The sequence below is a fragment of the Rhizobium sp. B230/85 genome (genome assembly GCF_019355735.1).
Classification (GTDB): Bacteria; Pseudomonadota; Alphaproteobacteria; order Rhizobiales; family Rhizobiaceae; genus Rhizobium; species Rhizobium rhododendri.
On record NZ_CP072157.1, the window covers coordinates 177,156 to 199,449 of the forward strand.

Annotated in this window: 18 protein-coding genes; 4 read left to right on the forward strand and 14 right to left on the reverse strand. The window is 59.3% G+C overall.

What is annotated here, in order from left to right:
• Positions 1 to 24: 24 nt before the first annotated feature.
• From J5289_RS19060 to J5289_RS19070, 3 genes are all read left to right on the forward strand, one after another.
• Entirely contained in the window at positions 25 to 1,332 is a 1,308-nt protein-coding gene (locus tag J5289_RS19060; RefSeq protein ID WP_209207681.1) for an MFS transporter, read from the forward strand.
• Positions 1,333 to 1,514: 182 nt separating this feature from the next.
• Positions 1,515 to 2,726, forward strand: a complete 1,212-nt coding sequence (locus J5289_RS19065) for a hypothetical protein (protein ID WP_209207682.1) — start codon at positions 1,515 to 1,517, stop codon at positions 2,724 to 2,726.
• A 150-nt stretch (positions 2,727 to 2,876) separates the two neighbouring features.
• Positions 2,877 to 5,513 carry a TrlF family AAA-like ATPase gene (locus tag J5289_RS19070; RefSeq protein WP_219276601.1) on the forward strand — a complete coding sequence of 879 codons (2,637 nt, stop codon included), beginning with the start codon at positions 2,877 to 2,879 and terminating at the stop codon, positions 5,511 to 5,513.
• A gap of 283 nt (positions 5,514 to 5,796) precedes the next feature.
• Here J5289_RS19070 and J5289_RS19075 read toward each other — a convergent pair whose 3' ends face one another.
• From J5289_RS19075 to J5289_RS19115, 10 genes are all read right to left on the reverse strand, one after another.
• Positions 5,797 to 7,293: an ATP-binding protein gene (locus J5289_RS19075; RefSeq protein WP_209207702.1), complete on the reverse strand. Its 1,497-nt coding sequence runs from the start codon at positions 7,291 to 7,293 to the stop codon at positions 5,797 to 5,799.
• 231 nt (positions 7,294 to 7,524) lie between these two features.
• Positions 7,525 to 8,400, reverse strand: a complete 876-nt coding sequence (locus J5289_RS19080; RefSeq protein WP_209207684.1) for a hypothetical protein — start codon at positions 8,398 to 8,400, stop codon at positions 7,525 to 7,527.
• A 225-nt stretch (positions 8,401 to 8,625) separates the two neighbouring features.
• Complete coding sequence (locus J5289_RS19085) at positions 8,626 to 9,825, reverse strand: M20 aminoacylase family protein (protein ID WP_209207685.1); 1,200 nt, start codon at positions 9,823 to 9,825, stop codon at positions 8,626 to 8,628.
• 54 nt (positions 9,826 to 9,879) lie between these two features.
• On the reverse strand, positions 9,880 to 10,881 hold the full coding sequence (locus J5289_RS19090) for a branched-chain amino acid ABC transporter permease (RefSeq protein ID WP_209207686.1): 1,002 nt from the start codon (positions 10,879 to 10,881) through the stop codon (positions 9,880 to 9,882).
• Positions 10,878 to 11,762, reverse strand: a complete 885-nt coding sequence (locus J5289_RS19095; RefSeq protein ID WP_209207687.1) for a branched-chain amino acid ABC transporter permease — start codon at positions 11,760 to 11,762, stop codon at positions 10,878 to 10,880. Before J5289_RS19095 ends, J5289_RS19090 begins: the two co-directional genes overlap by 4 nt.
• Positions 11,763 to 11,766: 4 nt before the next feature.
• The gene (locus J5289_RS29330) at positions 11,767 to 12,231 is read right to left on the reverse strand and encodes an ATP-binding cassette domain-containing protein (protein WP_257625495.1); all 465 of its coding nucleotides are present in this window, start codon (positions 12,229 to 12,231) and stop codon (positions 11,767 to 11,769) included.
• A 5-nt stretch (positions 12,232 to 12,236) separates the two neighbouring features.
• Entirely contained in the window at positions 12,237 to 12,488 is a 252-nt protein-coding gene (locus tag J5289_RS29335; RefSeq protein ID WP_257625498.1) for an ATP-binding cassette domain-containing protein, read from the reverse strand.
• Positions 12,485 to 13,210: an ABC transporter ATP-binding protein gene (locus J5289_RS19105; protein ID WP_209207688.1), complete on the reverse strand. Its 726-nt coding sequence runs from the start codon at positions 13,208 to 13,210 to the stop codon at positions 12,485 to 12,487. Before J5289_RS19105 ends, J5289_RS29335 begins: the two co-directional genes overlap by 4 nt.
• A gap of 17 nt (positions 13,211 to 13,227) precedes the next feature.
• Positions 13,228 to 14,487: an ABC transporter substrate-binding protein gene (locus tag J5289_RS19110; protein ID WP_209207689.1), complete on the reverse strand. Its 1,260-nt coding sequence runs from the start codon at positions 14,485 to 14,487 to the stop codon at positions 13,228 to 13,230.
• Positions 14,488 to 14,527: 40 nt separating this feature from the next.
• Positions 14,528 to 15,427, reverse strand: a complete 900-nt coding sequence (locus tag J5289_RS19115; RefSeq protein WP_257625500.1) for an amidohydrolase — start codon at positions 15,425 to 15,427, stop codon at positions 14,528 to 14,530.
• Between the two features lie 479 nt (positions 15,428 to 15,906).
• Here J5289_RS19115 and J5289_RS19120 point away from each other — a divergent pair, with 479 nt between their 5' ends.
• Entirely contained in the window at positions 15,907 to 16,176 is a 270-nt protein-coding gene (locus J5289_RS19120) for an SMEK domain-containing protein (RefSeq protein ID WP_209207690.1), read from the forward strand.
• Between the two features lie 436 nt (positions 16,177 to 16,612).
• Here J5289_RS19120 and J5289_RS19125 read toward each other — a convergent pair whose 3' ends face one another.
• The 4 genes from J5289_RS19125 to J5289_RS19140 form a co-directional block, all read right to left on the reverse strand.
• Positions 16,613 to 17,371 carry an autoinducer binding domain-containing protein gene (locus J5289_RS19125; protein ID WP_209207691.1) on the reverse strand — a complete coding sequence of 253 codons (759 nt, stop codon included), beginning with the start codon at positions 17,369 to 17,371 and terminating at the stop codon, positions 16,613 to 16,615.
• A 316-nt stretch (positions 17,372 to 17,687) separates the two neighbouring features.
• A complete protein-coding gene (gene mce, locus J5289_RS19130) occupies positions 17,688 to 18,095 on the reverse strand; it encodes a methylmalonyl-CoA epimerase (protein WP_209207692.1) in 408 nt (135 codons plus the stop codon).
• Positions 18,096 to 18,103: 8 nt separating this feature from the next.
• Entirely contained in the window at positions 18,104 to 20,245 is a 2,142-nt protein-coding gene (scpA, locus tag J5289_RS19135; protein ID WP_209207693.1) for a methylmalonyl-CoA mutase, read from the reverse strand.
• The gene (locus J5289_RS19140; RefSeq protein ID WP_209207694.1) at positions 20,245 to 22,248 is read right to left on the reverse strand and encodes an acetyl/propionyl/methylcrotonyl-CoA carboxylase subunit alpha; all 2,004 of its coding nucleotides are present in this window, start codon (positions 22,246 to 22,248) and stop codon (positions 20,245 to 20,247) included. Before J5289_RS19140 ends, scpA begins: the two co-directional genes overlap by 1 nt.
• Positions 22,249 to 22,294 lie beyond the last annotated feature (46 nt).

Below are 22,294 nucleotides of genomic sequence, written 5' to 3' on the forward strand. Positions count from 1 at the left end.
AGGCCTCGAGGAGGGGGGAAGACATTGGACGCAAGAAACGAACAGGCAGACCTGGTCACGCAGAGAGACCGGATCAGGGCGCTGATAGGCAGCGCGATCGGAAGCACAATCGAATGGTTCGACTACTTCCTGTACGGTACGATGGCGGTCATCGTCTTCGGACATCTGTTCTTCCCGACGGTCGATCCTCTGGTCAGCCAGATGCTGTCTCTGACGACTTTCGCGCTCGCCTTCCTCGTCCGGCCGCTCGGAGGTATAATCTTTTCCCACATCGGCGACCGCATCGGCCGCAAGAAAACGCTGGCCGTCACGCTGTCGCTCATGGGAGGCTCCACGGCCTTGATGGGCCTCCTGCCGACCTACGATGCCGTCGGTATCTTGGCACCGATCCTCTTGATCGTACTCCGGCTCATACAGGGCGTCGCGCTCGGAGGCGAGTGGGGCGGCGGCCTCCTGCTGGCAGTAGAGTACTCTCCGCGCCACCGTCGCGGGCTCTACGGAGCCGTTCCGCAGCTCGGCGCGCTAGTCGGACTGGCTCTCGGAAACATCGTGGCTTCCTTCATCACGTCGGTGCTGAGCGAACAGGATTTCATCTCGTGGGGATGGAGGGTCCCATTCCTGGCTTCCGTAGTACTGGTCTTCCTCGGCCTGTGGATACGCAAGCAGGTCGGCGAGACCCCGTCGTTCCGCAAGGTGCTCGAATCACGCAGGACCGCGAAAGTGCCTCTGCTGGAGACGGTAAAGAACTACAAGCCACAGCTCCTCATGGCGCTCGGTGCCAAGGCGATCGAGACCTCGACTTTCTTTTTCTTCGCCACGTTTAGCGTCTACTATCTTCCGACGTTGGGGTTCCAGAAGTCCCAGGTGCTGAACGCTGTCCTGATCGCCGCGATCCTCGGCATCTTCTCGATGCTGGCCTTCGGCTGGCTCTCGGATCGGATAGGGCGGAAGAGGGTCTTCATCGGCGGAACTGTCTTCATGTTCCTCTACGCGATCCCGTTCTTCTGGCTGGTGAACTCTGGGTCCTATCCGTTGGCCGCCATGGCGATCATCTTGGGTTTCGGCGTCGTCTGGCCCACCTATGGATCGACTCTGGGAACGCTCCTGGCGGAAGCTTTTCCGCCCGCCGTCAGATACACGGGCACGTCGCTCGGCTACCACGTCGGGGCTGCGATCGTTGGCGGACCGATGCCGCTGATCGCGACCGCGCTGCTCGCCAGATATAACGGCAACTACCTGCCGATAGCGTTCTTCGTGATGGCATGCGGACTGATATCGATTATCGCCGCGTCTTTCACCAAGGACAAGACAGGCCAGCTTCTGGATAGCTGAACAAGACTTCGCTGGCGCGGCCATGCTGCGCCGGCTCGGCTGGATATCGGTGACTTACGGTCTTCGATACCTGCCTTCGCTGGGAGGCCGAACAACCCTCGCTGCTTGTAGCCAAGGAGGATTTGCGCAAGCGGGGAGTTTCCCGAGGTCGTCGATGACGCCCTCCCAAACAGAGATCGAACGTGTCAGAATTTATAAAGTCCTCTTCCCGCATGGCCATCCAGCCACGCCCCCACCGACTGGCGACATTCCAGGGCATCCTTGCCGCCATCTCCTTCAGTCTTCTGCTCGCAGGGACGAATGCCAACACACCTCTCATTCCGCTTTACCGAGAGCTGCTGGCTTTCACGCCTTTCACGATGTCCATGACGTTCGTCTGCTATGTCTCGGTGCTGATCGTCTTTCTCACCGCACTGTCTCGGCCCTCGGTCGTGCGTTGGTCTCCGATCCTTCTAAGCATGGGACTGGCGGTTGCCGTCCTTTCGGACATCGCGATGGCGAGTGCTTCGGAAAGCGGCGTCTTGCTCGGCAGGGCCATGGCAGGTGTCGGCGTGGGGCTCGGCACGGGTTCGGCCGCAGCGCTGGTCGTCGCCGCTTTCGGAGCAAGCGGCAGGGCGCTGTCGGCGACCGGCAACCTCGTAGGCGCGGTCGCCGGAACGCTGTTTTCCGAGACGGTCGTTGTCTTCCTGGGGAAGACCGTCGCGATCAGCTGGACCTTCGAGGCGCACGCCGCCGTCTGCTTCGTCCTTTTGGTCTTTATCGGTATTACCTTCTACGCGATGCGCGAGGAGAACCGGTCCGCGTTCATCCAGGTCAAGGGAGCGGTAAGCCAGGTCCGTCCCGCCCTCCTGCGAAACATCTTCCCGCTCGTCATCGGATCGACTGGCTGGATCGCGATCAGCCTGGCCATCACGTTCTTTCCAAGCTTCCTGGAGGAAGGTGGAATGGAGGTGGTCAAATCGATGGGCATGATCGTACTGCTCACCAGCTGCGCGTTCTCACAGATATACGGCAGGCGCATCGCGACGTTCGCCCCTTCGGCAAGCGGGGTGGAGGCGATGGCCGCGGGAGTCTTCCTGATCCTGTTGGGAAGCTCTGTTTCCAGCGAAGTCGCCGGGCTTCTCGGTTTCGGTGTGCTCGGTGCGGGTATCGGGGTCTCGTATAGACTTGCTCTCGTCATGCTGACCAAGGGGGTGTCGGCGCGCGACCACGGAGCGCTCTCATCCACATACGCTGGGATAACCTACGCCGCCGCCGCCTTTTCCGTCGCTGCCACGGGCTTCGCCGGAAATCTGTTCGGTCTGAAGGCAACAATCACGGCGGTGCTTGTCATGCTGATTTTCGCTTTCTTGTCCATGATGCGAAAAGCGCCGCGACTTCGCCTCGATAGGTAAACTCGAGAGCTTTTCAAACACCGCACGTCGATGCGACGGACTGTGCGCTATCCCGGCCGCCTAGCGATCGCACCCTCATCGGAAGGCGACGACCCTAAAAAGGTCGTTGAACAACCATGTCGTCATCCTGCCGTTGTCTTTTTTTGAAGTATGCAATTTTATGGCGTCGCATATGCGGAGAAGGTGAGTCGGATGCTGAGTAAGGATGGACGTCCCGCCAAGGACTATCTGGGCGCGCGCTTCTACAAGTGCGACCTGCAAATGCAGACGCCGTTCGACGCCGCGCACTGGGTCGGCGAGACATTCGAGACGCCCGACAAGGCGGCCGAGGCCTATATAAGGCGCTGTTACGAGGTTGGGCTAGAAGTCATTGCCCTGACGGAGCATAATTTCGTTTCCCATCAGTACATCCCCTTGCTCCAGCAGAAGGCAAAGCAGCTTTCGCACGAGTTCGGTTACGAGCTCGTCATCTTCCCCGGTTTCGAATTTACCGCCAACATCGGCAGAGGGGTCCATGTCCTCGCAATCTTCGAACCGCATGCCGACCTCAATCATATAGACCATCTCCTGACATCGTGTGGAGTTCCGCCAACACGACAGACGTCAGGCGGACAGCACGCGCCGTCGGTCAAGCGTCTCGACGAGATCATCTCGGTCGTTCAAGCTCTGGCTGCCAGCGGCGGCTTGCAAGGCCTCGTTATTCTGCCGCACATCCAGTCGAACTCCGGTCTATTCGACACTGCAAGGATCGCGGAATGGCTACAACGGCAGGAGTTCACGAACCCTGACCTGCTGGCGGTAGAGGTGCCGAAATCCCCTTCCAAGATGAACCCCGCGTTCAAAAGCCTCTTCGGCAACAGCGATGACTGCCAGGCTGAATGGAAACGGACCCGCGCCGTGTGCTGTATTATGTCTTCGGACGCTAAGGCGCTACGTGCAGACGACAAGACAGGCAACGCGATCGGCTCAAAATTCACCTGGATCAAGATGAGCAAGCCGTCGATCGAGGCGCTCCGACAGGCGTTCCTGGACCACGATTCCCGAGTGCGTCGCTCGGACGAGTCTCCCGAACGGCCCGAGCTCGCCTATACTCACCCGACGATCGACAGCATCGCCGTAAAGGACGTCAAATTCCTCGCGGACAAGCATATCAGCTTCAGTCAGAATCTGACCACGATCATCGGTGGTCGGGGCACCGGAAAGTCGACCCTCGTCGAGTACATGCGATTGGCTCTCCAGAAGGAAGGGGAAATCGAGGCCGACAAACGAAGCCAGTTGTTCGCTGATCTCCAGAACGTCCGGGACACCCTCGCTTTGCCCGGGTCCAGCATAAGGCATGTCTACAACAAAGGCAGCGACTTCGGCCATCAGACCGTGTCTCTGGACGTTTTGGACGGGCAATCTAAGGGCATGGACAGCGCACTCGGTGACATCGGTACCTATCTGCCCGTCAAATTCTACTCGCGGGGGCAGATCGAGGCGATCGCCAACGATCCGCAGAAGCAGGCTTCGATAATAGACGATCTGGTCCTAGCTCCGCTTGAGGCCCTGAAGAACGAAGAGCGCGACGTAGTTCGACGTCTCCGCGATCTGAACGAGTCCCTGGGGCAGGAGCAGGAGATATCCGTGTCGCGTTCCAAGCTGGTGGCCGACATTTCGAACCTGGTCGCTCAGATCGAGGCAATCCGCGGAAAGCCTTCGTCGCTCGAGGTGTGGTCGAAATGGAACGTCGAGAGACAATACCTTGAAGGCCTCGAAACCGCCGTCGCCGGGCACATCGCGGAAGCTGGAAAAGCTTTACCAGAAAAGTTCGACGTTTATGTCCCTCCCGACCACATGAGCTTGAATGCCGACTTCCTAATCAAGCATCGCGCAACGATGAAGGACTTGCTCGACACCATGTCTTCGGACATCGCCAAGGCTGTCGAAAAAGCTAAGGATCGTTTTGTCGCTATTATTGCGGGCGACGAACGGAGGGCTTGGCAGTCGGTCTTCACACAGATCGACGAAGACAACCGTGCGAACATAAAGGCTCTAGAAGAGATGGGGGTCAAGTTCGAGGCCTACGACGAACTGTTCAAAAGGCTGGAGACGGCGCGGGCGCAGCTTGCGCAACTGGAAAAGCGCCTTGCCGAAATCGAGGAGAACCGTGCGGCTTTCGAAGAGCTGTATCGCGACAAGCTCCTCGATATATGGGAGCGGCAGTTCGACTTGAGAAGGTCGATGGCGGCCAGGCTGAACGAGCAGGTCACGAAAACGAAAGTGAACACCCCGACGGTAAGTTCCGAGGTTATCAAGCATGGAGACTTTAAGAGCTTCCTCGATACGATGACGCCCTACAACAAGGACAAGCGCGTCGTCAGTCCCGCGGATTTGGAAACGATGTTGAAGTCGGCTTTCGATCTCGCTAACGCCTTGAGAAAATCGCCGATCGATGTGTTGTTGGAGTGGCTGCAGGACAACTCGAACTGGAAGGTCCCCACGGGATTTCCGAAGGACGAAGTACAGCCGAAAAAGCTGGAAGCTGTCGCTAAATGGTTTTCAGAGAAGGACATCAACTATCTGCGGACACAACGGATTGCTGACGCCGTTACCGTCAGCTTGCACCGACGTGAGGACGGCAAACGCGTCGGAGACCTCACCGGACGAAAGCTGTCCGCGGGCCAGAAGGCTACCACCGTTCTTTCGCTTCTGCTGACCGAAGGGACTTGCCCCATCGTCATCGACCAGCCCGAAGACGACCTCGACAACGAATTCGTCTTCGAGCAGCTCGTGCCCATGCTTTGAGCCAGCAAGGAGAAGCGGCAGATCATCGTCGTCACCCACAATGCCAACGTACCGGTCAACGGCGACGCCGAACTCATCATACCGCTGGAGGTGCGGGAGAGCAGGGGCGCGCAGAAACTGATAGGTGACGAGATAACTGTCGGAGCGCTCGATCGACATCCTGTCCAGCGAGCGGTGGAGCTGATACTTGAAGGCAGCTCGGAGGCTTTCCGTCGACGGCGCGAGAAGTACGGCGTTTAGGTCCTGTTTGCGGAGACTTAGTCGGCTGCATTCGCTCGCCTGATCAGGTTTCGACCTCATCATCCCACGGAAGAGGGCTCGGGATCGATAGACGATCGACGTCTCGCTCGATCAACGTACCGTCGACATCACCGACGACCCGCGTTTCGGGGGTCGACTCGATCCTTCCACCCCAGGCGCGCGTTATGACCTCGATCACGAAGGCAGCAAGGCGCGTCTTAAGGTCGCCGGGCGGTGGGTCGATGTTCGGCCATCTAGCGAAGCTGTTCTTGAGGATGCTGCCTTCGTGGCTGGGCACCATCGCGACATCTCCGGCCATCTGGAAGCTGTCCCTGAATGCCCTGGGGAATACGTCGTCGTGATCTTCGTCATAACTGAACTCGCCCTCAAGCTGGATGCTGAGTTTGACCCGATCCTTCACGAGGGCAGTTAGCTGATGCTGGTCAAGCCATTCACCACCGAAACAGACGATTTTCAAGTTTCCGAGAGTGCCTCCGCATCCAAGGATCACTTCGGCCGCTTCCGCCTGCTTCTCCTCGTCGTGCACGTGCTGGCAGATCAACTCGGCCTGCTCGGACGCCCATTTTGCGAGCCCGGCGTCATCGACCATGGGAACGGCCGTGTCGCGTGCCGCGGTCATGGCTTCTCCGAGGAACACTCCCGAAACGTTTCTCATCCTCGTCGCACGTAAACCCGCGACTGACACCCAGCCTCCTGTCGGATAGTACGAGTACTCGGCTTCGGGATGGATCGCGGCGCGGCCAACGGTCTGGCCATCCTCGTTCAGGACGATCCGCATCAGCTTGTGGTCCGGTGGCCCTTTCGACTTCCACGGTGAAAGCCTAAATGCGAACTGTTCGTCCGCGATATCCAACCAGTCGCCGGGACGTGTGATCTGCGTTTCGACACCGTCGCTCCTCACGAACAGAGCGACGTTGAGGTTGGGGGCCAGCAATCCGACTAGCGCGGGTAGAGGCAAGGGGCCAGCTCCGTAAAACAGAGAATATTGAAGGCCTCCGCGTTGGGTAGGATCGATTTTAAGCCTGACTTCGACCCGGGTCCCGCCATCCAACGGGAGCTTTCTGTAATCCGGCTGCGAAAGGATCGGACGCATTGACGTGCCGCTTCGAAACTCCAGCAACCGACCGAGTTCGGCACCCTGATTGCATCTCCGGGAGAAGACTTTGACGGAGCTCCCGAGCATGAAAACCGAGAAGAAGCCGATGCCGAAACGGCCTATGGAATCCATGCCGGCCGCCATGAGACCCGGGAATTCCTCCATCGCGAGGGGAGAGCGCCAGAATGACGTGCCGAAGTCCAGAAGCGGTCCCGTCAGCACCATTTCGGACATGCCAATTCCGTTGTCTTCGACGATCAGCCAAAGTCCGTCGTCTCGCTGTTCTATGCCGACGACGATCTTTCCCCAGTCCGTTCCTCGACCTTCGAAGCGTCTTCTGGCCTGGACTGCGTCCGCGGCGTTCTGAATAAGCTCGCGTAGTGGTACTGTGGGATCGTCGCCGTAGAGCTTGGCACCGCCCAGGTTTCCACGATGCGAGGGACGTCAGATATCTTCAGCCGCGCGTCCACGGGTCTCCAGCCCTTCGTTTTCACCGAGCGCGCCAGCGCTTCCGGAGAACCTGCGTCTTTGACGCCATTGGCGCGCAGCCGCTGCCTCCCTCGAGCCTGCAGCAGCTCGTCTACGTCGACCAACTCGCGGTCGATCAGTGCTATCGTGTCGTAGGCCAGCCACCAGGCCTCGGCGTTTGCCTGGTCAGAAGGCTGTCCAGCTGTGAAGACAACCTTGTCGACTTCCCTGTGCGGTCGAGCCAAGTGTTCCTGGAACGACCAATGAAGTGCGGAAACGCCTTGTGGCTGGGTTATCGCCTTGGTGAACTTCGGCGCTCTGCGACTGTCGATGTATGGCGTCGGCGACCCGAAGCATGCACGCCAATTTCACCTTGTCGACGACATGCTGTGTTCGAGGCGCGAAGGCTCCGAGGTCACTGTTCAACTCGGTTTCCACCTTCGAGACGGGCCACCAGTGGCTGTGGGCGATCTGTCCTACTGTCGGGCCGTAGAACGATCTCAGCTCAGGATCATCGATCAGATGATATCGTATACCGCCCATCTCCCAGGATTGGTCGGCCAGCTGTTCGGCCTTCTCGGCGTGAAGACGCCTGAGCACGTCCGGCACGATCTGCCTTTCGAACTCCGTTGACAGCGCCTCCGGATCGGGGACAGCTTTGCCATCTACTTTAAGATTGGCCAGGTAGCGCGCCACCGTGTCCTTCCACACAAGTGTCTCCCTGACATCGGACAGCCCGTTTGGAAAAGCCGCGAGGCTCATGCCGGCGTCATGCAGCAGGATACTGGCACCCAGTACGAAGGCTTCGGTCGGATTGAGGTCGATGGAGTCTTCCGAAACGAGCGACGCCGTGTCCCATAGGGCGTCGAGATGTGTGACGTCGTGGACGGTCATTCCCGGCAGGTCGGTTGATATCCGGGTTACCAGTTGTGCGGCCTTGTCGCGCATCTGCAGGAATTGCGTGCGAAAGAACTCCTGTTCGGCCTCGCTGGCGTCTTCGCGCTGATCTACGAATGCACGTCGCCAAAGCCATGTCTGCCGAAAATCGTTGTACGTTGCCAATGTCGACTCCTTCGCACTCGAGGACATCGTCAAGGTGGCGACGTCCGTGTCAAGCGGCAGGACAGCGGCCGGAGGGATTTACCCCTAAAACAAGGCTTGGATGCCGATCACTCGCGACCTTGGTTGAGCCGTCGAGCACGGATTAGGTTCGGACCGCCTGGGAAGGGGTCTCTGAGGTGAGCGAGGGCACGGCGTGGGGCTTGCCTCGCCGTGCCCGAGGCGTCGTCAGAGCTGTTCACCACCCAGTTCGCCAAACGCCAGGTTCACCCAGTACTCGACACCAACAGGGATGGCCTCGTCGTTGAAATTGTAAGTCAGCGTGTGAAGCTGGCTGACGCTTCCGTCCGCGTCTGTGCCGTTACCGATCCAGAGAAACGCGCCCGGGACGGCTTCCATCATTAGCGAGAAGTCTTCGCCCCCGCAGGTGCGGTCGATCTCTGCGTCGAACTTCTGTTCTCCGACCGTAGACACGGCCGCGATGCTAGCCGCCTCAAACGCCTCCTTTGTGTTGTCAACAATGCTGGCGACGCGCTTGTAGGTGAAGGTCGCCTTGCAGCCCCAAGCCTGCGCATGCAACTCGGCAAGCTCCTTGATGCGTTTCTCGATAAGATTGCGGGTATCCGGATCGAAGCTTCTCGTCGTTCCACCGATGACCACTTCGGAGGGAATGACGCTGGGAGCCGCATCCGAACCACCGTGTATATACCCGACACTGATGACGGCGGTCTCCAGCGGCGCGATCGAACGGCCGACGATCCCCTGAAGCGCCAGCACGAAGTGGGCCTGCGCATAGGTGACATCGGTAGCCTCGTGGGGTGCTACCCCGCCATGGCCGCCGGCTCCCTTGAAGGTAACCTCCCAGAAGTCTGCGGCCGCCATCATAGGCCCGACCCGACCACCCATGTTTCCGACATCCATCCCGGGCAGATTGTGCATACCGTAGATTGTATCGCAGGGGAAACGGTCGAAGAGTCCTTCGGCAACCATCGTTTTCGCGCCGCCGCGGCCTTCCTCTGCGGGCTGGAAGATGACGTTGAGGCTTCCGCCGAAGTCAGGGTTTTCGGCGAGATAGAGCGCGGCACCCATCAGCATCGTCGTATGGCCATCGTGGCCGCATGCGTGCATCCGCCCGGGATTCTGCGACGAATACGGAACGCCTGTGGCTTCAACGATCGGAAGAGCGTCCATATCGGCGCGGAAACCGATAGAGCGCTGACCGGGAAGCTTCCCTTGGATCACACCGACGACGCCAGTCTTGCCGATGTTTTCAGTGACTTCAATATTGGCTTTCCTGAGCATGTCGGCCACGACTTTCGAAGTGCGGGCTTCCTCGAAGCCCAGCTCCGGGTGAGCGTGGAGGTCTTGCCGGAGCTCGATTAGGCGCGGAAGGTTCTGGTCCATCCATGTGGTAAAATCTTGTCTCATGGTCCTGTCCTTTGAAGTTGTGGTTTATCGAGCGTTCGTGCTTCCGGGTGCTCGTCAGCGGGGGGTGGCCTTCGGGGCATCCGCCGACCGATTTCCGAGTCTTTTCGCGATCGAGCGGTAAGCACCCATCAGGCCGCCCGGATAGATCAACATCACGAAGATGATGATCAGGGCGATCGCCATCGGTCTAAACGCGCCGGCGCTGGTGAGAAATTCGGACGTCACCGTCAGGAGGAACGTCGCTACGATTGGACCGTAGATCGATCCCGCTCCGCCAAGCAGGATCGCGCTGAGCACCAGGCTGGTAAAGCCCATTCCGAAAACCTCGATCGATGCGGTCCTGAAATATGACCCGTAGAAGGCACCCGAGAGGCCTGCGATCAGCGCGCTGAAGGCAAGGGCGATCATGCGCTGCCTGGCGACGGAGATACCCCGGCTGGTAGCGTATTCCTCGCTGTCACGAAGCGCGACCAGACTTGTTCCGGACCTCGATCTTATGAAGACGCGGAGCGCAAGGACCGCCACGGCGAGAAAGCCGAGAGCCATGAAGTAGTGTCCGAGCTTGCCGTCACGGATAAAGTTGTGATCGCCGATGGGCAGCACCGGAATGCGGACGATCCCCTGGGTTCCTCCCGTCAGCGCGGACTGACTGAGGATGATCTGCATCACGAGCTGACTGAACCCGAAGGTGACGAGAACGATATAGATGCCCTTCAGCCGCAATATGGGAACAGTCACGACGATCGCCGCCGCGCAGGCGATCAGTCCCGACAACGCGAACGCATACCAGGGCCAGATGCCGAAGGCAGTTGTCAGGACGCCGTAACCGTAGAGACCTATCCCGAAAAAGGCGAGGTGCCCGAAATTGAAGATGCCGCCGTAACCAAGCGTCAGGTCCCAGCTGGCGGCCGCGACCGCGTAGATGAAGACCATGATTAATACATGCCGCCAATACGGCTCGGTCACCACGAGAGGCAGCAATGCGAGGAAGGCAAAGCAGGCAACGGCGATCAGGAACTCTCGACGCCACGAGCCATAGGTTGTGGGCTTGTTCATGAGAGACCCCTTCGTTTTACGGCCAGCAGTCCTTCGGGGCGGATCATCAGCGTCGCTATCATGATGAGAAAAAGAATGCTGGGCGTCCAGTAGAGGCCAAGCCAGTAGGTGCATGCGGCCTCGATGAGGCCGATTAGGTATGCCGCGAGGATAGGGCCATTGATGCTGCCGATGCCGCCGAAGATGACAACGATCAGGGCTTTGGTCAGTGGCTCGGTTCCCATTCCCGGCGACATGAACTTGAAGCTGGCGAGGAAGACACCGCTCAGACCAGCCAGCCCGGCCGCCAGTGCGAAGGAAATCCCGAAAAGGGTATTCGGCTTGAGACCTACGAGCATGCTGGCGTCGATGTTCTGCGATACAGCCCGCAAGTTCAGGCCAAGCCGCGTTCTGTGGAGCAACGCCCAGATACCGACGAGGATGAATGGCGTGGCGACGATGATGGAAAGCTGGTTGAGCGAGACGTTCAGCCAGCCGTAGGATACCGTCCCGGGAACGAGCGGCGGCAGCTGCTTGGGCCGGGCTCCCCAGACCTCGAGAGAAAAATTCTCGAGGAACGAGGCAGCGGCCAGCGTCATGATGACGACGATCAGCACCATGTCCCGGTTTCCGATAAACGGACGGACGAGTACGGACTGCAACCCCCATCCCAGCACGCCGACGACGCCGACGGTAAGGGGCAGGGCGATGTAGAGCGATATCGCCAACCCGTCCGGGTCCGACAGGCTCCAGCAAAGGTAGGCTCCCAACATGATCATGACGCCGTGGCTGAAGTTGAACACCCCCCCCGTCGTCCAGACGAGACCAAGTCCGACCGCCATGATGGCATATAGCGAACCTTGAAAGAGGCCGCTGAAGAGTATGTCTGTAAGCGCGTTCATGAGGTCATGTCCCGAAATACATTTCCATGATTTCTTTGTTGCTTGGCTTCTCGTCCGCCGACAGGGCGGAGTTCATCTCGCCGTGGCTGATGAAATAGAGACGTCGAGTGAGGGTCAGCAGGAACTCGATGTCCTGCTCGACGACAATCAGGGGGATGCCCCGGGCGGAAATGGCGTCGATCGACGCGCAGAGTTCTTCCTTCACCTTGGGAGAGAGGCCAAGGGTGGGTTCGTCGAGAATAAGCGTCTCGGGGTCGTTCATCAGCGCCATGCCGATCGACACCATCTGACGTTCGCCCCCGCTGAGTGTCGAGACGCGCTGCTTGGCGCGCTGTCCTAGCTTGGCGAATATCTCCATGACCAGGGCCAGACTTGCCGCGGCCTTGGCCCGGGCCTTGTTCCGATGCGCGCCCAGCTCCAGCGTTTCCGATATCGTCAGGTCGGGAAACAGCAGGTTTCCCTGCGGCACGTGGATCAGTCCCAGTTCGACGACGCGATGGGCAATGCCCGCGTTATGTCAACGCCCTTGAAACGGATGCTTCCGCAAGTCGGCTTCACAAGACCCGAAATGGCGCGGAGCAGGGTGGTCTTGCCATGTCCGTTGGGTCCGAACAGACCGATGTTCTCGCCTGCGGCCAGATCGATCGAGATGCCGTTGAGAACCTGAACTTTGCCGTATCCTGCCTTTACGTCCTCGACGAGCAGAAGAGCAGTGTCGTTATTCACGCCGCCCTCCTGTTCCCGAGGTACGCTTCGATGACTGCCGGCTCGCGCGTGATCGCTTCCGGCTCGCCGATTCCGAGAAGCTCCCCGTTGTTCAGGACCATCAGCCTCTGCGATAGGCTCATCAGAAGGGGAAGCACATGCTCGATCAGGAGGACCGCTACGCCTTTTTCCGCGATTCTCCTGACGAGAAGGACCGTCTGTTCGATCTCGGGCTTGGTCAGGCCCGAGGCGGGTTCGTCAAGCAGGACCAACTTGGGGTCGCAGGCGAGCGCCGACGCCAGCATCAACCGCTTCCTGTCGAAAACGGAGAGGTTGCGGGCTGGGAGGTCGAACTCGCTTTCCTTGAAGTCCATGAGCCGGAGAGCGGCCGCGACGCTTTCGACCGACGGTGAGGAACGACCTCCGAACGTCGCGGGAAGCCAGACATTCTCGAAGACGTTGAGGCTCTCGAAGCTGGTCTCCCTCTGGAAGGTCCGCACCAAGCCAAGCTTCACCAGCTGATTGGCGCGATAATTCCTCAGTGCCTTCCCATCGAATACGACCTCCCCGGAATCCGGTCCGAATGGAATTTTAGTGAGCACGTTGAACAGAGTGCTCTTCCCGCTGCCGTTCGGCCCGGCCACGCCCAGTATCTCGCCGCGGCTGACCTGGAACGTTACGTCGTTGACGGCTTTCAGCGCTCCGAACGACTTGGAGACCGATTTCACATCGAGAAGAGACATCGCGCCGCTCCCGGAACTCACTTCGTCCACGTCGGGGATTTGAACGAGCCCGTCGCATATTTCTCAGGGGAGATCAGGACACGGCTTCCATCCTGGATTTGGTAGAACTGGATGGGGAAGTTGTCGTCGCCCTGCATCGCGAGATGGGTCTTCGGATCGAACTTGAGGTGGCCCTCGGCGACGTCTTTGTCGGACGCTCCTATCGCTTCGGCGATCGCCTTGTGGTTGGCAGGGTCCTTCACCTTGCGGAGGGCATCGAAATAGAGGTTGATGGTCTCGTAGAGTACAACACCGTAAGTGCCGATGTCGGTGCCGTATTTCTGCTTGAACTTCGACGTGACTTCCAACCCGCGTAGGTTCTTTTCGTTGGCGATAGTGCCTCCCAGAAGGCCGTAGATCACGCCCTCGGAGTTCTTGCCCGTCAGCTTGGTGAATTCCGGCACGCTTGGCGCATATTGAAGGAATACAAGGCTTTTTGTCGGGTTTTCCATGAACTGATTCAAGAATGACGCGGAATTCGCGGGCAGGTAATCCAGGTTCACCACGAGATCGGGCGGGGTTTGACGCACCTTCGAGAGGATCGTGCGCCAGTCATTCACTTCGCCGAAGGGTACGACTTCGTCGACGGTTTGGGTCCAGCCCGACTTGCCGATCTCCTCCTTCATCCCTTTGTAGATCGTGGAGGAGTAAGCATTGTCCGAGGATACGAGCGCGACCTTTTTCGGGTCCCCGAGTTTGACGGAGCCAGCTTTGGCAAGCTTGTCGACTAGCCGCGTGACATCCGTGTTGTAAGCCTCAAAGGCTGGCATCATGGACCAGCAGCACCAGTATTTCGACGGGTCAGGCTCTATGATGCCGCGGGTCTGACCCGAAGGCCCTGCGACGACGTACGGCATCTCCGCTTCGGCCATGTTGTCGATTTCGAAACTGGTCAGACTGGCGTAGCCGGCGGCCACGAAATGCACGTCGGGGTCTCCGATCAGGCGCTCGACAGCCGCGGTCACGTCGCTGGCCGCCCCGTCGCGGGTATCCGCTATGACCAGTTCGAACTTGTGCCCGTCGATGCCGCCCGCTGCGTTGATCTCATCGACCTCGAGCTGAGAGCCTTTCACGACTTCCTGGCCGTCGAGGCTGCTCGCGCCCGTAAGCTGCACGAGGATGCCGATCTTGATGGTGTCCGCCTTCGCGGAAGCGGCGAATGCGATCGTACCGAGGGCTGTCGCCATGGCGAGGGCAGAAATGGCGCGGCGGGTCTTCTTCGTTTCGAAGCGGTTCATTTTATTCCCCGTTTTTATTGGTTGGAAGGTTCTGTGGATGTCACAGGCGGTAGAAGCGCATTGCGTTGTCGTGAAAGAACGCCCGCTGGTCAGCCAGCGAGAAGCTCGACGTCGCCTTTTTGAAATTCCAGTAGATTTCGTCGATCGTCATCTGGAGACGGGAGACAGGGTAGTCGGACCCGAACATGCATCTTTCAGTCCCGAAGGCGTTGATGCATCCAAGGACTACGGCCTCGACCGACTGATAGGTCCAACCGGGATCGTATGCCCCGGGGTTCGAAATTTTGAGGGCGGTGTTTTCGTGCGAGGCGACGAGGTCCAGCCCGGCCCGCCAGCGCTGCATGCCTTCGGCGTCCCTGTCTATCGGGCTTCCGCAATGGTTCACGATGATCTGCAGGTCTGGGAAGGTTGACGCGAGGTCCGCGACCGCCTTTGCCTGGTATGGGTACATCATAAGTTCGAGATGGAGGCCAAGATCGGCGAGGCGGGCGACGTCGGCGCGCCAGGCCTTGTCGTAGGCGATGTCAGGACTGGCGACGAAGCTCTTCTTCGGATCGGGATGGTGACTGAGAATACCCCGGACGCCGACGACACGGTCGTAAGCGGCCTGCTGGACCAGAACCCCGGCCGCCTCGGGCGTTCCGAGAGGGGCGGCTGCGACATAGCGAGCTGCGACGCTGCCGGTCTTGTCCAGCGTTTCGAGCCACCGGGCTTCTCCCAAGGGATCGGTTGCATTCCAAAGCGCCTCGATATGGACGCTCGCGATCACGCCATGACGCTCCGTATCCCTTCGATAATCGGCGGGCAGGTAAGACGCGCGAAGGCTTTCGAGCCCCCCGATGGCCTGGACCTCGCCGTTGCCGGGAGCCAGCCATGGGTGCATGCCCATGGAGATATCCCAGAGATGGTGGTGAGCATCTATAGTCGGTCCGTCGTACACGTGATTCCTCCTCGCTGGCGGACGTGGCCAGTAAGTGATTTCCGAAATGGCGGTTGGGTCGGGTGATCTTCTCAGGCGAGACCAAGCAGCCGCGTGCTAGGCCGCGGGGAGCTCAGACGCTCGGCTGAAACCGGACTGGCCTGTCTGAAGACGAAGTTTTCCCAGTGCCGCCGTAGCGGTTTCAAGAAGACTGTTCATTGTTCACCCGCTATTTTGCCGCACTTTCCGCGCGTTCGGCCGGAGTTTACGACAGGGTGATGTCGATGCAACTATTCAAGTTACTAGGGCTTTCGAGAGTACCGAGGAGCTCGCGGACTAGGCCGCACCTACCTTACTCTGAAACGGGACGTCATCCGTGAACTGAACATAAGCTCGCGCAAATGCAACAAAGCCGTGTGAACCGAAGGCGAATCGTGTTCTGACCTACCGACCGACCCGAGGGAAGCGAAGACACGTCAAATGGAACGCTCGATCCTTTTTTGAAAATCACCCAGCTGATATCGGTGCTGCACACGCAGGTTCCGCTGTCGGCAAAGCTTGGCCTGACGGATATCAATATTCATGCGGAGACCTTCTATCGCGATTTGCTCAATCTCGTCTTCGGCTGGAACCTTGCCAACACGAACCTTTTCGAGAGAAATTTGCCAGCGATCGATCTGGGCGAGGAGAACGCCGTCTGCATCCAGGTCACCTCCACGGAAGGCGGCACGAAGATCAGAGACACGTTGGCCGCGTTTAATCCCGATTAGGCCGGTGATCTTTTCGCTTATCGTATATTCGATTTTCGAATTTTCAAGATCGCTCCGTTATTTGCGCGTGAACTTCCGCAAGCACTCTTCGCGGTCCTTTATCCGACCTTCGACACTGGATACGGCGACGTCGGGAACGGTCAGCAGCAATGACCTCAGCAGCGTCTTGAATGATTCCAGGGCACCGTGAAGCGTGTCGCGGTTAGTGTCTTAAAATTCCCGAAATGCCGCTTTCTCTAAATCGAAGTCCAATGAAGGCATATCTGCAACCTTACGCGCTATGCGATCCGAAATGTACGGCTTCGCAACCTTGAGTCCCCACCGGTAGCCGTGGTGGGAAGCCGGGTCAAGTCGCGTCGCTGTTTGTTTGAAGTCCGATAGTATGGCTGCGAGGAAATTCGTAAACCTGCACTCAGTTTTCTCGCTCGCGATAACTTCACATAAGTCCGCGCTTCATGGCCAACGCCGCCGCGTGCGCCTTATTGGTGGCGTCAAGCTTCCTCATGGCCTTCTGGAGGTGGTACTCCACGGTAGGGCGGCTGCGCCCGATGATCTGGGCGATCTCCCACGAAGTCTTTCCCTTCAGCGTCCAACTCAGACAAGTTCGCTCGTGGTCGCTTAATATCACGGCGTCGCCCGACATCGTCCGTCTATCGATGTGCGCGATTGCGAAGGCATGCACGAACGGGGCAAGCGACGTCAGCCACTCATATCCCGGCTTCCAGGCTGTGCCATCGCCATCCGACAAAACCGCGTACACACCGCTGAATACGCCAAGGTCTCCATTCAAGCCGCGGATCGGGATAGTGAATCCTTCGGCTATTCCGAAGTCCATGGCTTCGAGAAGGAGACTGCGCGGGTAGGAGTCGAGGCGATCGAGATATTCTCGCCCGCCCCAGCCGAAAGGCACCGAGCGAGCGCGGCATTCAGCCAGCAGCGGGTCGCCGTCATGGTAATGGCCGGACCGGTATTTCGCCAGCCAGTTCACGGAATAGTCCGTCAGTATTATTCCCGAGGTTCCGTCGTATCCTACCGTCGGCGCAATGGCATAGGAGAAGTAGTCGAAACCAAGTCGCCTGACGAAGTCGGATAGGCAGTCGGCGACACCCGCTTCCGCGGCGTCAGGCGACAGCAGCATCTTCACAGTCGCCTGAAATTCGTCATTGCCTAACACGCTACGGCGGACGACGTTCACTGCCTTGTTCCTTTGAACGTGGGTACGAGAGACCCGTTCCGAGGCAGTTAGCCTGCCAAGACAAGCATGCGCAGTCTTTAACAAGGCGGCCATCTATTTCATTATCGTGCCATTCCGGCTCGGCTACGGAGATTCAAGCCGTGCGTTGGTGTCAGACTTGTCATCGCGGCTAACGCTATTTGCGGGGCCAATTTTCCAATAGTAGTTGACATATTGCTTTCACGTCCAGCTTTTGACCGCCGTCGCAAGAACTGCCGACACCACGCTGTCCCAGCCAAGGCCTTACGTTCCTCGCACTGATTGCGTCCGTTGTTGCTCAGTCTTCGGACTGCTCGAATTCCATCAGCGTGCCGAATATGTCTTTGGGATGGCCAAAAAGAACCGGATAACCATGAGCACCGATGGGGGCCTTCTCACCGCCGAGCACACGGACCCCGGCCGCTAGAAGGCCGGACCGCGCATCCGAAATGTCTCCGGTCTCAAGGCAGATATGATGAATGCCACCTGCCGGGTTCTTTTCCAGGAAGGCTCGGATGGGCGAGTTGTCTCCAAAGGGATGCAGCAGCTCGATCTTGGTGTTCGGAAGTTTGATAAAAACGACCGTCACGCCATGCTCTGGCAAATCCTGCGGCGTCGATACTTCGGCTCCCAGTTTTTCATATAGGGACACGGCAGCCGAGAGGTCCGGGACAGCGATTGCGACATGATTCAACGGTCCAAGCATGATGGTTCCTACTGATTGCGCAGTTTGCCCTGCATGAGATCGATAATGGCGCGCGCCGCTTCGAGCACGTTCGTGCCGGGTCCAAAGACTGCCGAGACGCCGTGCTCGATGAGGAATTCATAGTCCTGCCTGGGAATGACCCCGCCGACGACCACGATGATGTTTTCAGCGCCCCGTGCTTTGAGCGCGGCAATCAGCTGCGGCGCAAGCGTCTTGTGTCCCGCGGCGAGGGATGACATTCCGACGACCTGCACCTTATGCTTCACGGCCATGTCGGCCGCCTCTTCTGGCGTCTGGAACAGTGGCCCGGCCAAGACCTCGAAGCCTATGTCTCCGAAGGCCGAGGAAATGATCTTCGCACCCCGGTCATGTCCGTCCTGCCCGAGCTTGGCGACCATGATCTTCGGCTTGGCGGAGAGTTCCCTAGCGTATTCGCCGAGGCGCGAGACGAGTGTTGTGTATTCCGGGTCACCGGCATATGCCGCCCCGTAGACGTCGGCGACGACCTCGGGAACGGCGGAGTGGTCGCCGAAGACCGCGCGCATGGCGTCCGAAATCTCGCCGACAGTCGCGCGCTGTCTGGCGGCTTCGACTGCCGCGGCAAGTAGGTTGCCGCTGCGGTCGGTGGCGAACTTATTGAGCTTCGACAAAGCGGCCTGGACCGCGCCGGGATCGCGCCGCCGCTTGGTATCTTCGATCCGCTTGATCTGAGCCACGCGGACAGCGGCGTTGTCGATGTCCAGAATGTCTATCTGGTCCTCGTTCTCGAGACGGTATTTGTTGAGGCCGACGATGACCTCCTCGCCTCTGTCCACCGCAGCCTGACGGCGGGTTGCGGCTTCTTCGATCAGGCGTTTCGGCATACCGGTGGCGACGGCCTTCGTCATCCCACCCAGAGCCTCAACTTCTTCTATTAGTTCCCATGCCTTCTCTGCCAGTTCGGCGGTCAGGCTCTCGACGTAATATGATCCGGCGAGGGGGTCGACGACCTTGGTCACGCCTGTCTCGTGCTGGAGGATCAGCTGTGTGTTGCGGGCGATACGGGCGGAGAACTCGGTCGGGAGCGCGATAGCCTCGTCGAGCGCGTTTGTATGGAGCGACTGGGTGCCGCCGAGCGCTGCCGACATCGCCTCGTATGCCGTCCTGATGATGTTGTTGTAAGGGTCCTGCTCCTGGAGGGAAACGCCCGACGTCTGACAATGTGTCCGGAGCATGAGGGACGACTGCTTCTTGGGCTCGAACTCGGACATGATCCGCGACCAGAGGAGCCTGGCAGCACGGAGCTTGGCCGCCTCCATGAAGAAGTTCATCCCGATCGCGAAGAAGAACGACAGTCGACCTGCGAACTCGTCGACACTCAGGCCCTTCGCAAGGGCGGCGCGGACATACTCCCGTCCGTCGGCGAGCGTGAAGGCCAGCTCCTGAACTAGGGTCGATCCGGCTTCCTGCATGTGATAGCCGGAGATCGAAATCGAATTGAAGCGCGGCATCTCCTTGGCCGTGTATTCGATGATGTCGGCGATGATCCGCATCGAAGGCTCCGGCGGATAGATGTACGTGTTACGGACCATGAACTCCTTGAGGATGTCGTTCTGGATAGTGCCCGAGAGCAAGGCGCGGTCCACGCCCTGTTCCTCGCCCGCCACGATGAAGTTCGCGAGAATTGGAATGACCGCGCCGTTCATCGTCATCGAGACCGACATCTCCTCGAGCGGGATGCCGTCAAACAGGATTTTCATGTCCTCGACGCTGTCGATCGCGACGCCCGCCTTGCCGACGTCGCCGACGACACGCGGATGGTCGCTGTCGTAGCCGCGGTGCGTCGCGAGATCGAAGGCGACCGAAAGGCCTTTCTGTCCGGCTGCTAGGTTCTTCCTGTAGAAGGCGTTGGAAGCCTCGGCTGTCGAGAAACCAGCATATTGGCGGATGGTCCACGGTCGGCCCGCATACATCGTCGCCCTCGGCCCGCGCGTGAACGGCGCGAATCCTGGGAGGGAGTCCAGATGCCCGACGGTGGCGAGGTCGTCAGCCGTATAGAGGGGCTTGACGTCGATGCCTTCGGGCGTTCGCCATGTCAGCTTTTCGGAAGGAGCCTTCAGCTCCCGTTCGGCAAGGGCCTGCCAGTCCGAAATGGTCTTCTCGGTCGACATCACTCGAACTCCATGATGACTTCATCTACGGCGAGGCTCTGCCCGGCCGACGCGGCGATCCGCTTTACGGTTCCCCGTTTCTCGGCGCGCAGGGTGTTTTCCATCTTCATGGCCTCCACTGTCGCCAGCGACTGGCCCGCCTCGATCTGGTCGCCTTCCTTGACTGCAACGGAAGTCAGAATGCCCGGCATAGGGCACAGGAGGAGCTTCGACGTATCGGCCGCGAGCTTGATCGGCATCAGGGCCGCCAGTTCAGCGACGCGGGGCGTGCGGACATGGACCACCTCGTCCACGCCGCGCCAGCGGAGGCGGATACCGCTGCCGACCCGAGCGACCTTGACCCCGATCTCTTCGATGCCGACGGTGAAGCGTGCGTGTGTCGTCCCCGGCATCCAGTCGGAGGACACCCCAATCTGTGCGCCATCGGAAAACGTGACAGTCGACCTGACTGTGCTGGTGTCGATAGACAGCTCGAAAGACCTACCAGCAAATCGCACGACCCAGTCGTGGCCGACGACCCTTTGATGGTTTCCGATCGTACCCGAAATCCTGACCGCTCTTTGCTGGATCGCGTGATTGATCCACACGGCCACGGCAGCAAGCTTACGCGCGCTGACCTCGTCGGCGGTCACGCCGGAGAATCCCTGAGGGAACTCTTCCGCGATGAAAGCGGTCGTTATTTGGCCAGAGCGGAAACGGGGGTGCTGCATGACGGCAGAGAGGAACGGGAGATTATGACCGATACCCTCCACTTCGAAGTCGTCTAGCGCTTCGCTCATGGCGTCGATGGCGGTGATCCGGTCCGGACCCCAGGTGCAGAGCTTGGCTACCATTGGGTCGTAGTACATCGAGATTTCCCCGCCTTCGGTAACGCCCGTGTCGTTTCTGACAATCGTACCGTCAGCCTTGGTGCCCTCGGATGGCGGGCGGAAACGGGAAAGGCGGCCGATGGACGGCAGGAAGTTGCGGTAAGGGTCTTCCGCGTACAAGCGGCTTTCTACTGCCCAGCCGTTCAACTTGATGTCTTCCTGGCCGAAAGTCAGCGCTTCGCCGTCCGCCACGCGGATCATCTGCTCGACGAGATCGATGCCCGTGATCAGCTCGGTCACGGGATGCTCGACCTGGAGGCGGGTGTTCATTTCGAGGAAGTAGAAATTGCGGTTCCCGTCGACGATGAACTCGACCGTACCTGCGGAATGGTAGCCCACGGCTTTCGACAGCGCCACCGCCTGCTCGCCCATCGCCTTCCGCGTCGCTTCGTCGAGAAACAGGGACGGGGCCTCTTCGATGACCTTCTGGTTTCTCCGCTGGATCGAGCATTCTCGCTCACCAAGGTACAGCACGGTCCCATGCTTGTCGCCGAGGACCTGGATTTCGATATGGCGCGGCTGGGTCACGAACTTTTCGATGAAGATGCGGTCGTCACCGAACGATGACTTGGCCTCGTTCTGCGACGCCTCGAAGCCTTCACGAGCTTGCTCGTCGTTCCAGGCGATACGCATGCCCTTGCCGCCGCCACCGGCGGAGGCCTTGATCATCACAGGATAGCCAATAGACGAGGAAATCCGCGCCGCTTCGTTAGCGTCTTCGATAAGTCCCATATGTCCAGGCACGGTGGAGACCCCGGCCTCGGCGGCCAGCTTCTTCGACGTTATCTTGTCTCCCATCGCATGGATCGCGCCGACGGGAGGCCCGATGAATGCGACGCCCTCCTTCTCGAGTGCTTCAGCGAAGGCGGCGTTCTCGGAGAGGAAGCCGTAGCCCGGGTGGACAGCGTCGGCTCCGGTTTTCCTGATGGCGTGGAGAATGCGGTCGATGACGATGTATGACTGGCTGGACGGGGCAGGGCCTATATGCACGGCCTCGTCCGACATACGAACATGGAGAGCCTCGGCATCGGCGTCCGAATAGACGGCGACCGTCGCGATCCCGAGCTTCTTCGCGGATTTGATGACGCGGCAGGCGATTTCACCACGGTTGGCTATCAGTATCTTCTTGAACATTGTCTATCCCGGGCGAGCTGCCATGTGGATGGTCGATATTGGTCTG